Raw genomic sequence first — 16,410 nt, 5'->3', positions numbered from 1 at the left:
GCACCCTACCCCAATCATAGCGGCGCAATGCGAGCGCGAGTAGCAATGTGTCGAGATGCTGCGAGGCTTTGGCTCAAGAGTGCGCTCAACGGGTTGCTGACACCTGGCCGGAATAGCCGGCTCGGCTCGCGATCGCTATGTACCGTTCGAAGGGGCCGCCTAAGCAGCCGCTTCTTCCAGCTTTTCCATCAGCATCAAGGCGTTCGGCACCGCCTCGCCAAGCGCGGTGTTGTCGAGAATACACCAGACGTCGGCTCCGGATTCCCGGGCTTCGACAATGCGCGCCGCGACCGCTTCGATGAACGGCTCGTCGTAGGCCGAATAGTAGATACGAGGCGAGCCGTGCAAACGGATGTACAAGGTGCGCGGATCGCCCACCGGTTCAGCGTCGGCGACGGGCGGTGGATGCGCGCGCACGCAGGCAACGCCGCCATCGATTAGCGTTTGCGCGGCTTCGTCGGTGAACCACGACGCATGACGCGGTTCGCAGGCAACGCGCACGTTTGTGAGGTCGCGCAGTAGCGCAAAGAAGTCACGTGCGACGGATTTATCGAATGCGAGGCTCGGTGGCAACTGTAGCAACAGACAGGCCATTTTCTCGCCCAAGGGCGCGGCTTGCGCGAGAAATGCGCTCATGGCGGCATCGGCGTCGCTCAACCTGAGTTCGTGCGAGACCGCCTTCGGAATCTTCACGGAAAACCGGAATGCTTCGGGTACGGTTTCAGCCCAGCGGGCATAGGTTTTCGGCTGATGCGGGCGATAGAACGACGAGTTGATTTCCACAGCCGGGAACAGCCGCGCATACCGCTCGAGATGGCTACCCTGCGTGGGAAATCGCGCCGCGACGTTGGATGACAGCGCCCAGCCTGCACAGCCGATAAGTATCGGCGGTGCGGTGGAACGAGTCTCGCGATGCGTCGAATGGGTCATGCGTGTAGGCGCAGCAAAGTCTGGGCCTATGAGGCGTGGTGATGCCGCTGGTTTAGCAGCTAGATGCGGGAGACCTACAAGAAAAAGGCCCGCGGGAAAGCGGGCCTTGCGAGATGCTGACGGCGGGAAGGCTGCAGGAGCAGCGTTCTTTTGGGAGACTTTTTACGTCGACGACGCTTTGGTCGGGTGTGGTCGCTTCGGTCTTTTGCGCCGGTTAATGAACCGGACGTGCTCGATCTGCACGCCGGTTGTTACCGCTTACTCCCACTCGATCGTCGCCGGCGGCTTGCCGGAGATGTCGTACACCACCCGGTTGATGCCGCGCACTTCATTGATGATGCGGTTCGACACATGACCCAGAAGCTCATGCGGCAGATGCGCCCAATGCGCGGTCATGAAGTCGAGCGTCTGCACGGCGCGCAACGCGACCACGTACTCGTAGGTGCGGCCGTCGCCCATCACGCCGACGCTCTTCACCGGCAGGAACACCGCGAACGCCTGGCTCGTCAGGTCGTACCACGACTTGCCGGTCTCCTTGTCGATGAACGTGCGCAACGTCTCGATGAAAATGGCGTCTGCGCGACGCAGCAGATCCGCGAAATCGCGCTTCACTTCGCCGAGAATCCGCACTCCCAAACCCGGGCCCGGGAACGGATGGCGATACACCATAGCCGGCGGCAGACCGAGCTTCACGCCGAGTTCGCGCACTTCGTCCTTGAACAGTTCGCGCAGCGGTTCGAGCAGCTTCAGGTTCAACGTCTCAGGCAGGCCGCCCACGTTGTGGTGGCTCTTGATAGTCTGCGTCGCCTTCTTGCCCTTGCCCGCCGATTCGATCACGTCCGGATAGATCGTGCCTTGCGCGAGCCACTTCGCATCGGTGAGCTTGCCGGCTTCCGTCTGGAACACCTCGACGAACTCCGCGCCGATGATCTTGCGCTTCGCTTCCGGGTCAGTCACGCCTTCCAGCTTGCGCAGGAACACGTCGCTTGCGTCGACATGAATCACCTTTACGCCCAGGTGATCCGCGAACGTAGCCATGACCTGCTCGGCTTCGTTCAGGCGCAAAAGGCCATGATCGACGAATACGCAGGTGAGCTGATCGCCGATCGCGCGGTGCAGCAGCGCCGCCGCCACCGACGAATCCACGCCGCCCGACAAGCCGAGAATCACATGTTCATTGCCGACCTGCTCGCGAATCTTCGCGACTGCTTCGTCGATATAGTGGCCCATTTCCCAGTCGGGCCGCGCGCCGCAAATCTGCAGCACGAAGCGCTCGAGCATCGCACGGCCTTGCACGGTGTGCGTGACTTCCGGATGCCATTGCAGGCCGTAGAAGCGGCGCGTCTCGTCGGCCATTGCGGCGATCGGGCACGATTCCGTCGACGCCATCAGCGCGAAGCCAGGCGGCATTTCGAGCACCTTGTCGCCGTGGCTCATCCACACTTTCAGCATGCCGTGACCTTCCGGCGTAGTGAAGTCGCTGATGCCGTCGAGCAGGCTCGTGTGATTGCGCGCGCGCACTTCGGCATAGCCGAACTCGCGCAGATGGCCGATGTCGACCTTGCCGCCCAGTTGCTCGGCCATGGCCTGCATGCCGTAGCAGATGCCGAGCACCGGCACGCCGAGTTCGAACACCGCTTGCGGCACGCGCGGCGTGTCCGTTTCGGTGACGGAGCTCGGGCCGCCGGACAGGATCACGCCCTTCGGCGCAAAGTCGCGGATGAACGAAGCATCGACGTCGTAGGGATGGATTTCCGAATACACGTTGGCTTCGCGAACGCGACGTGCAATCAGTTGGGTGACTTGCGAACCGAAGTCGAGGATCAGGATCTTGTCATGCATGGCAGCGGACGGAGTCAAAAGTGAGCGGATACGGAATGCCGCGCACGAAGCGCGGCGTTGAATTCAAAGCGGTCCACGCGGACATGCGGGCCCGCGGATGCGATGGCGAAACGCGATGATGAAGCCTGTGTGCGCCTAGTTCGCCACTGCTGCAGTTACCTGCCCGTGGCGCGCGCGTACGGATTGCGGTTGCTTTGGCGAATGCAGTGGCGCGCGGCGCGTCAGCCATGAAACGGGGGCCGGGGCGCATTGGGCGCATCGGCAGCGGCATTGCGGGCCTCGTCGCGAGCGACAGCAGCTTGCGCCCGTGCAGCGCGTTCGGATGCGCTCAGACCGGGCTCGTCGACCGACGGATGCAACGGCACGGTAGATGCCGAGCCGAGCGGCCGCGTGTCTGGAGCAGCAGGCACGACCGTCGCAGCAGGCATAGCCGGCTCGACGAGCGGCTCCGCGCGATACACCGGGAAGCCCGCCGTAGCAGGAACCACGGGCTCGCGCCGGCCGTCCGTGCTTGCAGAGCTTACCGTGCTTGCCGTGCTAGCTGCAGTGTTGATTGCCGCTTCGTTCGCCGCCCTGTTTGCCGCGTTTTTGGCGGCGTCTTTCGCAGCCTGCTTTTCGGCACGCTCCGCGGCATTGGCTTCAGCGACGCGCAACTTCTCGCGCCGCCGCACCGCGCCCGACAACCGCACGCCGCCCAGACCCAGCACCAGCAACACCACGCCCGTGAGCACCGCGACGATCTGCCCGAAGCCGGTCAGCGCCGGCGTATGCAAACCGAGCAGCCAGACCAGCATCAGCACGCCGGTCAACCAGTTCACGTGGCCGACAGCCCTTGCAACCGACGACGTCAGCCCGCCGTCGATCGACGCATGCAACGCGAGCCACGCGAGCCCGATCAACGCAACGCCAAACGCCTGGCCGACCAGCGCCGGCTGCGTTTGCACCAGCAGCAGCGCGTTGTACAACGAAGTCCACGGCGTCAGCAGGAACAGCAGGCCGAACGCGAGCAGCAACAACGCGTCGACGATCAGTACAGCGCGCAGCAATGGCTTCATTGGCGTTTAGTCCACGTGGTAGTTGGGCGCTTCCTTGGTGATTTGCACGTCGTGCACATGCGACTCGCGCAAGCCCGCGCCCGTGATCTGCACGAACTCGGCCTTGTCGTTCATCTCGGCAATCGTGCGGCAACCGCAGTAGCCCATGCTGGCACGCACGCCGCCGATCAGCTGGAACAGGATCGCGTTGACCGAGCCCTTGTAGGCGACGCGGCCTTCGATACCTTCCGGCACCAGCTTGTCGATGTTTGCCGAGTTGTCCTGGAAGTAGCGGTCCGCCGCGCCGTCCTTCATCGCGCCGACCGAACCCATGCCACGGTAGGACTTGTACTGGCGGCCCTGATACAGGAACACGTCGCCCGGGGCTTCTTCGGTGCCGGCGAACATGCTGCCCATCATCACGGCGTTTGCGCCCGCTGCGAGCGCCTTGCTGACGTCGCCCGAAAAACGCACGCCGCCGTCTGCGATAACCGGCACGCCGGTGCCCTTCAGCGCTTCGGACACGTTCGAGATCGCAGTGACCTGCGGAACCCCGACGCCTGCGACGATTCGCGTCGTGCAGATCGAGCCCGGGCCGATACCGACCTTCACGCCGTCTGCGCCGTATTCGACGAGCGCCTTGGCTGCCGCCGCGGTGGCGATGTTGCCGCCAATCACCTCGACGTGCGGGAAGTTCTGCTTGACCCAGCGCACGCGCTCGAGCACGCCCTTGCTATGACCGTGCGCGGTGTCGACGACGATCACATCGACGCCCGCCTGGACCAGCAGTTCGACGCGCTCTTCATTGTCCGCGCCGACGCCGACCGCCGCGCCCGCGCGCAGCTTGCCGTGTTCGTCTTTACAGGCGTCCGGGTGCTCGGTCTGCTTGGTGATGTCTTTCACCGTCATCAGGCCGCGCAGTTCGAATGCGTCGTTGATGACCAGCACACGCTCCAGACGGTGGCTGTGCATCAGCGCCTTGGCCTCGGCGAGCGAGGTGCCTTCCTTGACGGTCACGAGCCGCTCACGCGGCGTCATGATATTGCGCACCGGCTCGTCCAGACGCTCTTCGAAGCGCAGGTCGCGATTGGTGACGATGCCGATCAGCTGCGCGCCTTCCACGACTGGAAAACCGGAGATGCCATGCTGTTGCGACAGTGCAATGACGTCGCGCACTTTCATTTGCGGCGGCACCGTGATCGGATCGCGGACGACGCCCGACTCGAAGCGCTTGACCTTGGCCACTTCACGCGCCTGCTCGGCCGCCGTGAGGTTCTTGTGAATGATGCCGACGCCGCCCATTTGCGCCATGGCGATAGCGAGGCGGGCTTCGGTGACCGTGTCCATAGCTGCGGACACGAGCGGCATATTCAGGGAAATATTGCGGGTCAGCCGGGTCTTGAGGCTGGTGTCGCGCGGCAGAACATCGGAGAAGGCCGGGACGAGGAGCACGTCATCGAACGTGAGTGCTGTTTGGATCAGACGCATGGCAAATCCTATAGGCGCAAAAGCGAATTATACGCGATACCTCCCCGCTTTTCACTGCGCGAACAGCAGCTTAGCGATTTTCGGGTGCTTTTTTTCGTGGCTTCGCGCCCGCTATTTCGCTTCGTCTTTCGCCTCGGGTTCGATCGCGTTTCGTTTGCTCGCCTCGAATGCAGAATCAAACAAGACGCGCGCGGCGCCCAACGGCTAATCTGCGCACCATCCCGGTTTTCTTGCAGGAGCAGTCGATGCAGCGCGGTGTCGCATATGGAGTGATAGCTGGAGCCTTGTGGGGCATGGTTTTTCTGGTCCCGCGGGTGCTGCCGGACTTTTCACCGCTTCTGCTGTCCGCCGGCCGGTACACCATGTACGGCGTCGTCTCGCTGGCAGCGGCGCTGCCAATGGCGCGCTCGCTCGTCAAACGCCTGACTCGCGAGGACCTGGTCGCGCTCGTCAAGCTCGCGCTGGCCGGCAATCTGCTGTATTACCTGCTGCTGACTGCCGCTGTGCATCTGGTCGGCATTGCGCCCGCGTCGCTGATCGTCGGCGTGCTGCCCGTCACGGTGACGCTCATGGGCCGCGGCGACCACGGCGCAGTGCCGCTCTCCCGCCTCGGCTGGCCGCTCGCGATGGTGATGGCCGGCATCGCCTGCATCAATATCGACGTCTTTACGGTCGCCGAAGGCACGCCGGTCAGCGTTCTCACCAAAATGCTCGGCCTCGCCTGCGCGGTCGGCGCGCTCGGCTGCTGGACATGGTTCGCGGTCGAAAACGCGCGCTACCTTCAGCGTCAGACGCGTTTCACCGGCAACGAGTGGTCAGTGTTGTGGGGCGTGGTGACGGGCATGCTAGGCGCCGCGCTCTGGCTCGCGGCCGCCGCGCTGCCACCGGGCGGCCCGCAAGGCGAACTTGCGTCAGGCCGCTGGCACAGCTTCTGGATGCTCAACCTCGGTCTGGCGATTGGCGCGTCGTGGCTCGGCAACGGGCTGTGGAACGCGGCGTCAAAGCGGCTGCCCCTCACGCTTTCCGGCCAGCTGATCGTATTCGAAACGCTGTTCGCGCTGCTCTACGCGTTTATTTACGACGAAAGGCTGCCGCGGCCGCTGGAGATCGCCGCGATCCTGTTACTGGTGGCAGGTGTGTGCTGGTCGGTGCGTCAACATGCGGATGACGATTCCGGGAGCGCCACGCCCATCGGAAAAAAGGCGCACGGTTCGGCGCCTTGAAGCGGGCGGTGCGTCTGCGGTCCGGCGCCTACCGCGAATCCTTGTTCTGCCACCGGCGGCCCTCAATGGAGCCCGCCTTCCGGGTTTTTTCGACGCGGCGTTGACGAGAAACCTTCGGGTCCACCAGCAGCGGCCGGTAGATCTCGACGCGGTCGTGATCGGCTAGCGCCATATCGAGTGGCTTGAGCTTGCCGAACACACCGACCTTCTGCGTGCTCAGATCGATCTGAGGATAACGCTGCAAAATGCCGCTCGCCTCGATGGCCTGCATGAGTGTGGCGCCCGCGGGCAGTTCGACGTCGATCAGCACCTGCTCGGTGGCGAGCGCATAACAGACCTGAACGGACAGACGTTCGCTCATGCCTTGCCGTAGCGCTGACCGGCGCGCTTCACGAACGATTCGACGAAAGTATTGGCGATATGATTGAACACCGGCCCAATGATCTTCTCGAGAATGATGTTGGTGAACTCGTAGTGCAACGCGAATTCGATCTTGCAGGCGTCCGCGCGCAACGGCGTGAAGCGCCAGAAACCGGTGAATTTGCGAAACGGGCCGTCAGCGAACTCCATGTCGATACGCGTTGGCCGCTCCATGCTGTTGCGCGTGGCAAAGTGTTGCTTGATACCCTTGAAGTTGATGTCGATCTTCGCCTCCATGCTGGTGTCGTCCCGGTGGCGGACCTCCACTCCTCCGCACCAGGGCAGGAAGTTGGGGTAATCGTCGACGTCGGTGACGAGGTCGAACATCTGTTCCGCCGAATGGCGGATCAACACGGTTTTTTGGACATCTGCCATAAATTGAACAGCGCGCGGCGAGGGTGGACGAGCGCGGCGGGCTTTCCTTGCCCCGCTTTGCTAAAATCGTGATTTTAAACGAGTTGGGCACTTTCCATTCATGAGCATTATCGACAACAGAAAAGCCTTCTACGACTATTCGGTCGAAGAACGCTACGAAGCAGGGCTCGTGCTCGAAGGATGGGAGGTCAAGGCCTTGCGCGCCGGCCGTGGCCAGATCAAGGAAGGTTACGTCGTGATTCGTAACAACGAACTGTTCCTGATCGGCACGCACATCAGCCCGCTGCCCGAAGCCTCGACCCACATCACGCCCGATCCGGTCCGCACACGCAAACTTCTCCTGCATAGCGAGGAAATCAGCAAACTGATCGGCAAGGTCGAGCAGCGCGGCTATACGCTCGTGCCGCTGAACTTCCATTACAAGGGCGGCCGCGTCAAATGCGAAATCGGTCTAGCCAAGGGCAAGAAGCAGCACGACAAACGCGAAACCGAGAAAAAGCGCGATTGGGAGCGCGAGAAAGCGCGTTTGATGCGCTCGCCGAGCTGAGCTCTTGGGCGATCTGCGTCGTTCGCTTTACGCGACGCGAAAGAACTATCGCGCGGATATGCCGCACCTTGCCCAAGGCCGCCGCATCTTTTTTCACCTGATCTAACAAAAATGGCCCGCACTGATGCGGGCCATTGTTTTTCCTGCGCCATTATCGGAAGGCGCTCACGACCGACTCGCCCGTGCCTCGCTCGGCCCGCTCAGCGCGCGTCCGCGACGCCCTTGCCTTTATTCACGATGGCGAGCGCCGACGCGATCATCGAACTCATGTCCGACAGATTGCCCGGCACGATCAGTGTAGTGCCCTGCTTTGCCAGATTGCCGAACGCGTTCACGTATTGCTCGGCGACTTTCAGATTCACCGCCTCCATGCCGCCGTTCGACTGAATCGCAGCGGCAATCTTCTGGATGGCCTGCGAATTTGCGTCCGCGACGGCAAGAATCGCCGCGGCCTGACCTTGCGCCTGGTTGATCGCCGCCTGCCGCTCGCCTTCCGATTTCTGGATCGCCGCTTCGCGTCCGCCCGACGCGATATTGATCTGCTCCTGCTTGCGCCCTTCGGACGCCGCGATCAACGCGCGCTTCTCACGCTCGGCGGTGATCTGCGCCTGCATCGCGTGAAGAATTTCCTTTGGCGGCGTCAGATCTTTGATCTCGTAGCGTAAGACCTTGACGCCCCAGTTCGCCGCGGCTTCATCGAGGGCGGAAACGATGCTGTGATTGATGAAATCGCGCTCTTCGAAAGTCTTGTCGAGTTCGAGCTTGCCGATCACCGAGCGCAGCGTGGTCTGCGATAACTGCGTGATCGCAAACACGAAGTTGCTTGACCCGTACGACGCCTTCATTGGATCCGTGACCTGGAAGTACAGCACGCCATCTACCTGCAACTGCGTATTGTCGCGCGTGATACAGACCTGGCTCGGCACTTCAAGCGGGATCTCCTTGAGAATGTGCTTGTACGCGATCCGGTCGACGAAAGGGAACACGAAGCTCAAACCCGGCGTCAACGTGCTGTGATAGCGGCCAAGGCGCTCGAGCACCCACGCGTGCTGCTGCGGCACGATCTTGATGGTCTGCGCCGCCAGCACGATCACAATGACCAGGAACACCGCCCCGATAATGGTCGAATCCATATCTGCACTCCAGAACCGTTAGTTGGTTTAATTAATCGCCGCGAGCCTACCGACCAATATCACAGATGCGCCGCATTGGACCGTGCGTGCTGCGCCGCGGCCACCACGAGGCAACTACCGCGCAACTCTTTGATCTCGTAAATGCGCGCATCGTCCGGCTCTCCGGGCGCGAGTTCGACGTCCCATTCCGCGCCGCGATAGCTCACTCGCGCACGACGCTCGTGCCATGCCGGCACGTTCACCGTCTGACCGATGTCTAGATTGACGTCCGGATTCCTGGATGCCTCCTTGCGCGTCCTGCGGCCGAAACGCGAACGCCTCAGCACGAGCACCGCGGCGAGCGCCACGATCGCGGCGACGGCGAACTGCATGTCTGCTGCAGCGCCCGCGATATGCGCAATGGCCGCAGCGACGCAACCGAGCGCGATCATCAGCAAATAGAAAGTGCCGCTGAGCAACTCCAGCACGACCAGCACACCGGCCCCGACCCACCAGAACAGTCCACCTGGCGCCACTTCGACCTCCACAAAGCAAAACACCCCGGATCTACCGGGGTGTTTATAGCACGAAGCGGATGCGGATTACCGGCATCGAACGTGCGGTTGAGCCTACCTTTGATGCGCCTTCGCTATGCGTTTGATCTGCCGCGCCTTTCGTCATGCGTGCCGCTTACGACGCGGCACGCGCAACGCTCACTTCGTCGACGTTTTTGCCAGCTGCTGCCAGGTCTCGATGATCGTGTCCGGGTTCAGCGAGATCGACTTGATGCCTTCGTCCGTCAGCCATTGAGCAAAGTCGGGGTGATCCGAAGGACCCTGACCGCAGATACCGACGTACTTGTCGAGGCGCAGGCAAGTTTCGATCGCGCGCTTGAGCATGAACTTGACCGCCGGGTCGCGCTCGTCGAAATCGACGGCCAGCAACTCCATACCGGAGTCGCGGTCGAGGCCGAGCGTGAGTTGCGTCAGGTCGTTCGAGCCGATCGAGAAACCGTCGAAGAACTGGAGAAATTCCTCCGCCAGAATCGCGTTCGACGGCACTTCGCACATCATGATGAGACGCAGGCCATTCTCGCCGCGCTTCAGACCGAACTTTTCGAGCAGCCCGACCACGCGCTCGGCCTGCTTGAGCGTACGCACGAACGGCACCATGATCTCGACGTTGTCGAGGCCCATCTCTTCACGCACCTTCTTCAGCGCGATGCATTCCATCTGGAACGCTTCGGCGAAGTCTTCAGCGATGTAGCGCGACGCGCCGCGGAAGCCCAGCATCGGATTTTCTTCGTCCGGCTCGTAACGCGAACCGCCGATCAGCTTCTTGTACTCGTTCGACTTGAAGTCCGACAGACGCACGATCACGGGCTTCGGATAGAACGCTGCAGCGATCGTCGCGATACCCTCGGTCAGCTTGTCGACGTAGAACGCGCGCGGCGACGCATGACCGCGAGCAACGCTTTCCACGGCCTTCTTCAGGTCCTGATCGATGTTCGGGTACTCGAGAATCGCCTTCGGATGAACGCCGATGTTGTTGTTGATGATGAACTCGAGCCGCGCGAGACCGACACCGGCATTCGGCAGTTGCGAGAAGTCGAAAGCCAGTTGCGGGTTGCCGACGTTCATCATGATCTTCACCGGAATCGGCGGCAGGTCGCCGCGCTGCACTTCGGTGATTTCGGTTTCGAGCAGACCGTCGTAGATCTTGCCTTCGTCGCCTTCAGCACACGAGACGGTGACGAGCGAGCCCTCCTTCAGCACGTCGGTCGCGTCGCCGCAGCCCACCACGGCCGGCACGCCCAGTTCGCGCGCGATAATCGCCGCGTGGCAGGTGCGCCCGCCCCGGTTCGTAACGATCGCGGATGCGCGCTTCATCACCGGCTCCCAGTTCGGGTCGGTCATGTCGGCGACCAGCACGTCGCCCGGCTGCACACGGTCCATTTCCGACGGATCGTGAATCACGCGCACCGGACCCGCGCCGATCTTCTGGCCGATCGCCCGGCCGGTGGCCAGCACGTTCGATTGTCCCTTCAGCTTGAAGCGCTGCTCCGCCTTGCCGGTCGCCTGGCTCTTCACCGTTTCGGGACGTGCCTGCAGGATGAAGATCTTGCCGTCGCGGCCGTCTTTGCCCCACTCGATGTCCATTGGACGCTCGTAGTGCTTTTCGATGATGACCGCGTACTTGGCGAGCTCGATCACGTCTTCGTCAGTAATCGAGAAGCGGTTGCGCTGTTCGTGCGGCACGTCGACAGTCTTCACGCGGCCTTCTTCGCCGGCCTTCGTGAATTCCATCTTGATCAGCTTCGAGCCGATGGAACGGCGGATGATCGGATATTTGCCTTGCGCGAGCGTGGTCTTGTAGACGTAGAACTCGTCCGGATTCACCGCACCTTGCACGACGGTTTCGCCCAGACCATAGCTCGACGTGATGAAGACCGCGTCTTTGAAGCCGGACTCGGTATCGAGCGTGAACATCACGCCGGCCGCGCCGACGTCCGAGCGCACCATACGCTGGACACCAGCCGACAACGCGACTTCAGCGTGCGTGAAGCCCTTGTGTACGCGATAGGAAATAGCGCGGTCGTTGTACAGCGACGCGAACACGTGCTTCATGCGATCGAGCACTTCTTCGATGCCGACCACGTTGAGGTAGCTTTCCTGCTGACCCGCGAACGACGCGTCCGGCAAGTCTTCCGCCGTTGCCGACGAACGCACGGCAAAGGAAAGCTCTTCAGGCGAGCTGTTTTGCAAGGTCTCGAAACCTGCGCGGATGTCAGCCTCGAGTTGCGGCTGCAACGGCGCTTCGACGATCCATTGACGGATCTCCTTGCCCGCTTCGGCGAGCGCCTTCACGTCGTCGACGTCGAGCGTCTCGAGACGTTTGGCGATGCGTTCGGTCAGGTTGTTGTGATGCAGGAAGTCGCGGAAAGCCAGCGCCGTCGTGGCGAAACCGGTCGGCACGCGCACGCCTGCTTCAGCGAGCTGACTGATCATCTCGCCTAGCGACGCGTTCTTGCCGCCGACAATCTCCACATCGGTCATCCGCAACTGCTCGAACGGAACTACATATGCCCTATCCTTTGCGACGGTAACTGCGTTAGTCATACAAGCCCCTAAGTGTGAAAGAAATTCACGGCTGTGCAAGTGGGCTCGAACGCGAGACGCCCATTGGAAGCGTGACCTCGCGTCTTGCACAACCTGTTGGAGAAGCAATCGTTCACGGAGCTTGCGGCGCTTGCGCACGGCGCCGATGCAACGCGCTTGTGCACTGCATCGCGCCGGCAACGAAGCCAGCGAAGCCAACCAGGGCGACGAAGAGCGCGAATGCCCGGATTTAGCGATCGATGCGCCGCGTTCCGTGACGTTTGACGTCCGATAGCGGAGCGTTGAACGACCGTTCGCGGCGAGTTAGGCGCCAATCGCCTGCAATTGCTTATCCAACAGGTTGCCGCTATTCTACCGTGCCGACTCTCGAAATGTGACTGTCGGACGAGAATTGCGCCTCCAACCGCGCCCAGACCGCCTGCGCGGCTCTTTCAACCTTTTTCGAAGAGTCTGCAGGTGCGTCCCGGCGCAGTGGCGGCGCCCACGGCGCGTTGTTTGACGCCGCTGCTTTGCGGTCAGCCACCGCGCAGCGAAATCAACGCAGCGATGTTCCATTCGAGCGCTTTTTGCCGCTCACGTTCCCTGCCCCACTGATGCCGCCCACCGTATTCATCGTCTCCGACGGTACCGGGATCACTGCCGAAACCTTCGCGCATTCGATCCTCTCCCAGTTCGACCAGAAATTCCGCCTGGTTCGCGTGCCTTTCGTCGACTCGACTGAAAAAGCCTACGCCACGCTCGAAAAGATCAACGAAGCGATCCAGCAGGACGGCCGCCGTCCCATCGTGTTCACGACGCTTGTAGACAGCGCATCGAATCAGATCGTCAAGGGCTCCAATGCGCTCGTGCTTGACATGTTCCAGACGTTCGTCGAGCCGCTGGAGCAGGAACTGGAACTGAAGTCGAGCCACGCGATGGGGCGCGGCCACCAGAACGCGGACACTGAGGAATATAAGAACCGGATCGAGGCGATCAACTTCTCGCTTGCGCACGACGACGGCCAGTCAAACCGCAATCTCGCCGATGCGGACGTGATACTGGTTGGCGTGTCGCGCAGCGGCAAAACGCCGACGAGCCTGTATCTGGCCATGCAGTACGGCGTGAAAGCGGCCAACTATCCGCTGATTCCAGAAGATTTCGAGCGAGGCAAGCTGCCTACGCCGTTATTGGCGCATCGGCAGAAAATGTTTGGATTGTCGATCGATCCTCAGCGGTTATCGGAGATCCGTAACGAGCGCCGGCCGGGCAGCAAGTACGCCGCGCCGGAGAATTGCCGTTACGAGATCAACGAAGCCGAGGCGATGATGCGTCGCGAAGGGATCAAGTGGCTGTCGTCGACGCACAAGTCGATCGAAGAGATCGCGACCACGATCCTGCAGGAGATCAAGCTGGATCGTCCGTCTTATTGAGCGGGGAAACGTGCAGACGAACGCGCGTCGCCGAGCATGTTCGCGGCGCGCTGTTGTCTGCACTGCTCGAAGACGCATACAGCGGCCGCGGCCGCGACATTGAGCGACTCCATGCCGCCCGGCTGAGGAATCGTCACCCGCAATGAGACGGCCTCGCGCCACATCTGCGATACGCCGGCTCCTTCGTTGCCGAACACCCACGCAAGTTGTCCGCTCAGGTCACAATCGTAGATCGCCGCCGCGCCGTGCGAGTCGGTAATCACGACAGGCACCGCGAGGCGATCTATCAACGTCTGCGCTTCGACGTCTTCGTAGATCTGCAGCAGGAAGTGTGCGCCCATGCCGGAGCGCAACACCTTGGATGACCACGCGTAGGCGGTGCCCGGCGCGCAGAACACGTGCTGGATACCCGCCGCGGCTGCGCTGCGCAAGATCGAGCCGACGTTGCCTGCGTCCTGCACGCCGTCGAGCACGACGCATGTCTGCGCGACCTTCTCCGGCAGCGGCATGGCGAGCTTTTCCACGAGCAGCAGAATCCCGACGCCGTGCACGACATTCGACAACTGTCCGAAGAGCGAGTCCGGCAACGTGACGATGCGCTGTTCGTCGATGCGCGAAACGATCGCCTGAGCTTCGTCGTGACGCAGTGCGCCGTCGGTGACGACGCACATTTCCGGCTGCCCGGCTACATCGAGATAAGCGCTCGCGAGATGGAAACCTTCCAGCAGCGCATGGCCGCTGCGGCGCTGTTGATGCGTCGAACCGGCGAGCGCCTTCAGGCGTTTATAGAGCGGATTGTCCCGCGAGGTGATGGCTTTCACAGGCAGCGAAGACGGTGAGGGTAAGGAAAAAGTTAGCCGGGGTAAAGTGTTACGCTGGATGCCATCCCGCACCGGGTGTAGATCGAGCCGCCCGCCACGTCCGCGCGATATTCACGCGCCGCTGTGTTCGCCGAATGCGTCGCGGTCGAGCATTGCGTCGTCCAGCATGCCGTTCGCCAGCATATCCGGCACGACGATGACTTCGCCCGCGGGCAGCGGCACGCCAGTGCCGAATCGCAAATGGGCCTCGCGCACGGGCGCGAACGAGCGCCGGTGATGTTCGCAGGGACCATGTTCCCGCAACGCCGCAAGGTGTTGCGGCGTGCCGTAGCCCGCATGCGCATTGAAGCCGTAAAGGGGATACGTCTGGTGCAGTTCCAGCAGCATCCGGTCGCGGGTGACCTTGGCAAGAATCGACGCCGCCGAAATGCTTTTCACGAGCGCGTCGCCACCAATCACGGCTTCGCTACGCACGCTCAATGTGGGACAGCGATTACCGTCGATCTTCACCAGCGTGGGCGTGACGGACAGCCCTTCCACCGCGCGCTTCATCGCCAGCATGGTTGCGTGGAGGATGTTCAGCGAATCGATTTCTTCGACGGTTGCCGATGCAATGCAGTACGCAAGCGCGCGGTCGACGATTTTGTCGTACAGCTCGTCACGCTTCTTGGCACTCAGCGCTTTGGAATCGTCGAGGCCGCGAATCATCGGCTTCGACGGATCGAAAATCACCGCCGCAGCCACGACCGGACCGGCCAGCGGTCCGCGCCCTGCTTCGTCGACGCCGCAAATAATGTCGTCGGGCGTCTCGAAGTTCAAGCCGACCTGCCGGCCGGCCGATCCCGCCGCGCCTGCGACGGCCGCGGTCTTGCGGCGTGGCGCGGGTGCGTCGGTGCGTCCGCTGGTGCGTCCGTTCTTCACGGCCGCGCCTTGCGTTTTTCGACAACGCTCGCGACGACTTCCGCCGCACGCTGCGCAGTGTTCTGCTTCAGCACGTGGTGCATCTCCGTGAAGATTTCCGTCAGCGTGCGCCGGTTGGCTTCATCGCGCAACTGTTTCAGCGTGGCTTCGGCCAGCGCTTGCGGCGTCGCGAAATGCTGGAGAATTTCCGGTACCACGAAGCGCCCCGCCAGAATGTTCGGCAAACCGACATACGGCAGATAGCCCTGCCGGCGCATGATCTGGCCGGTCAGCCAGGGCACCTTGTACGAGATGACCATCGGTTTTTTCAGCAGCGCCGCCTCGAGCGTGACGGTGCCGCTTTTCACGAGGATCGCGTCGGCGGCCGTCATGGCGAGTTGCGACTGGCCGTCGGTAATGGTCAGCGCGAGGCCGGGGTGCGAGTCGACCAGCGGGCGCAGCATCTCTCGCAGCGCAGGCGTCGCCGCCGGCATCACGAAGCGAAGACCGGGCTCCTGATGCTGCATCATTTCCATCGCCGCGAAGAACGTCGGCCCGATCAGGTCGATCTCCGAGCGGCGGCTACCGGGCAACACCGCGATGACAGGACCGCTTTCCGCAATACCCAGCGTCCGGCGCGCGCCGAGCGTGTCGGGTTCGAGCGGAATTTCGTCGGCAAGCGGATGACCCACGTACGAAGCCGCGACGCCCGCTTTTTCAAGCAGCGCCGTTTCGAACGGGAACACGCACAACATATGGTCGACGGCCTTCGCGATCTTTTTGATGCGGCCACCGCGCCACGCCCAGATCGACGGGCAAACGAAGTGAATCGTCGGAATGCCCGCCTCGCGCAACGGATGCTCGAGCCCGAAGTTGAAGTCGGGCGCGTCGACGCCCACGAACACCGCGGGCGGCTCGGCCAGCAGTTGGCGCTTCAGGTCGTTGCGAACACGCAGGATTTCGGGAATGTGCCGCAGCGCTTCGACATAGCCGCGCACGGACAGCTTTTCCATTGGCCAGTGCGCGTCGAAACCCGTGGCGATCATGCGCGGGCCGCCGATTCCGTAATAGTGCGTGGCGGCGGGCAGGCGGCTCGCGAGGCCGTTCAGCAGCGACGACGCCAGCAGGTCGCCGGACGGCTCGCCGGCCACCATCGCGATGCGTAGCGGACTGGGTTGCAATGCCATCGC

At 62.3% G+C, this 16,410-nt stretch carries 15 protein-coding genes; 3 read left to right on the top strand and 12 right to left on the bottom strand.

What is annotated here, in order from left to right; translation table 11 throughout:
- Nucleotides 1–159: 159 nt before the first annotated feature.
- From OH764_RS06010 to guaB, 4 genes are all read right to left on the bottom strand, one after another.
- Entirely contained in the window at nt 160–930 is a 771-nt protein-coding gene (locus OH764_RS06010; protein ID WP_498848369.1) for a DUF72 domain-containing protein, read from the bottom strand.
- A 258-nt stretch (nt 931–1,188) separates the two neighbouring features.
- A complete protein-coding gene (gene guaA / locus OH764_RS06005; protein WP_498848368.1) occupies nt 1,189–2,772 on the bottom strand; it encodes a glutamine-hydrolyzing GMP synthase in 1,584 nt (527 codons plus the stop codon).
- A 221-nt stretch (nt 2,773–2,993) separates the two neighbouring features.
- Nucleotides 2,994–3,827 (bottom strand): hypothetical protein, encoded by an 834-nt coding sequence (locus OH764_RS06000; RefSeq protein WP_498848367.1) that lies wholly within the window; start codon nt 3,825–3,827, stop codon nt 2,994–2,996.
- Nucleotides 3,828–3,833: 6 nt separating this feature from the next.
- Nucleotides 3,834–5,294: an IMP dehydrogenase gene (gene guaB / locus OH764_RS05995; RefSeq protein ID WP_020065652.1), complete on the bottom strand. Its 1,461-nt coding sequence runs from the start codon at nt 5,292–5,294 to the stop codon at nt 3,834–3,836.
- A gap of 245 nt (nt 5,295–5,539) precedes the next feature.
- On the opposite strand from guaB, the gene OH764_RS05990 reads away from it, so the two are divergent.
- Nucleotides 5,540–6,517 (top strand): DMT family transporter, encoded by a 978-nt coding sequence (locus OH764_RS05990; RefSeq protein WP_408425576.1) that lies wholly within the window; start codon nt 5,540–5,542, stop codon nt 6,515–6,517.
- 28 nt (nt 6,518–6,545) lie between these two features.
- Here the strand turns inward: OH764_RS05990 and OH764_RS05985 are convergent, their stop codons facing one another.
- Together OH764_RS05985 and OH764_RS05980 are read right to left on the bottom strand one after the other, a co-directional pair.
- Nucleotides 6,546–6,878 (bottom strand): RnfH family protein, encoded by a 333-nt coding sequence (locus tag OH764_RS05985; protein ID WP_498848366.1) that lies wholly within the window; start codon nt 6,876–6,878, stop codon nt 6,546–6,548.
- Nucleotides 6,875–7,312, bottom strand: coding sequence for a type II toxin-antitoxin system RatA family toxin (locus OH764_RS05980; RefSeq protein WP_498848365.1), 438 nt, complete (start codon nt 7,310–7,312; stop codon nt 6,875–6,877). Before OH764_RS05980 ends, OH764_RS05985 begins: the two co-directional genes overlap by 4 nt.
- Nucleotides 7,313–7,412: 100 nt before the next feature.
- Here OH764_RS05980 and smpB point away from each other — a divergent pair, with 100 nt between their 5' ends.
- Nucleotides 7,413–7,859: an SsrA-binding protein SmpB gene (smpB, locus tag OH764_RS05975; protein WP_114196884.1), complete on the top strand. Its 447-nt coding sequence runs from the start codon at nt 7,413–7,415 to the stop codon at nt 7,857–7,859.
- 200 nt (nt 7,860–8,059) lie between these two features.
- Here the strand turns inward: smpB and OH764_RS05970 are convergent, their stop codons facing one another.
- From OH764_RS05970 to ppsA, 3 genes are all read right to left on the bottom strand, one after another.
- Nucleotides 8,060–8,992, bottom strand: a complete 933-nt coding sequence (locus OH764_RS05970) for an SPFH domain-containing protein (RefSeq protein WP_020065647.1) — start codon at nt 8,990–8,992, stop codon at nt 8,060–8,062.
- A 59-nt stretch (nt 8,993–9,051) separates the two neighbouring features.
- Nucleotides 9,052–9,507, bottom strand: coding sequence for an NfeD family protein (locus tag OH764_RS05965; protein ID WP_498848364.1), 456 nt, complete (start codon nt 9,505–9,507; stop codon nt 9,052–9,054).
- Nucleotides 9,508–9,684: 177 nt separating this feature from the next.
- A complete protein-coding gene (gene ppsA, locus OH764_RS05960; protein WP_498848363.1) occupies nt 9,685–12,090 on the bottom strand; it encodes a phosphoenolpyruvate synthase in 2,406 nt (801 codons plus the stop codon).
- 593 nt (nt 12,091–12,683) lie between these two features.
- On the opposite strand from ppsA, the gene ppsR reads away from it, so the two are divergent.
- Nucleotides 12,684–13,499: a posphoenolpyruvate synthetase regulatory kinase/phosphorylase PpsR gene (gene ppsR / locus OH764_RS05955; RefSeq protein ID WP_013338896.1), complete on the top strand. Its 816-nt coding sequence runs from the start codon at nt 12,684–12,686 to the stop codon at nt 13,497–13,499.
- On the opposite strand, the gene OH764_RS05950 is transcribed toward ppsR, so the two are convergent.
- From OH764_RS05950 to lpxB, 3 genes are all read right to left on the bottom strand, one after another.
- Entirely contained in the window at nt 13,493–14,320 is an 828-nt protein-coding gene (locus tag OH764_RS05950) for a TrmH family RNA methyltransferase (protein WP_498848362.1), read from the bottom strand. The genes ppsR and OH764_RS05950 overlap by 7 nt on opposite strands.
- A 111-nt stretch (nt 14,321–14,431) precedes the next feature.
- Entirely contained in the window at nt 14,432–15,241 is an 810-nt protein-coding gene (gene rnhB / locus OH764_RS05945) for a ribonuclease HII (RefSeq protein ID WP_498848361.1), read from the bottom strand.
- Nucleotides 15,238–16,407: a lipid-A-disaccharide synthase gene (gene lpxB, locus OH764_RS05940; protein ID WP_027775319.1), complete on the bottom strand. Its 1,170-nt coding sequence runs from the start codon at nt 16,405–16,407 to the stop codon at nt 15,238–15,240. Before lpxB ends, rnhB begins: the two co-directional genes overlap by 4 nt.
- Between the last annotated feature and the right edge of the window lie 3 nt (nt 16,408–16,410).

The organism is Burkholderia sp. M6-3 (assembly GCF_050858985.1).
GTDB lineage: Bacteria > Pseudomonadota > Gammaproteobacteria > Burkholderiales > Burkholderiaceae > Paraburkholderia > Paraburkholderia caledonica.
This window is presented reverse-complemented; position numbering and strand designations above follow the sequence as displayed.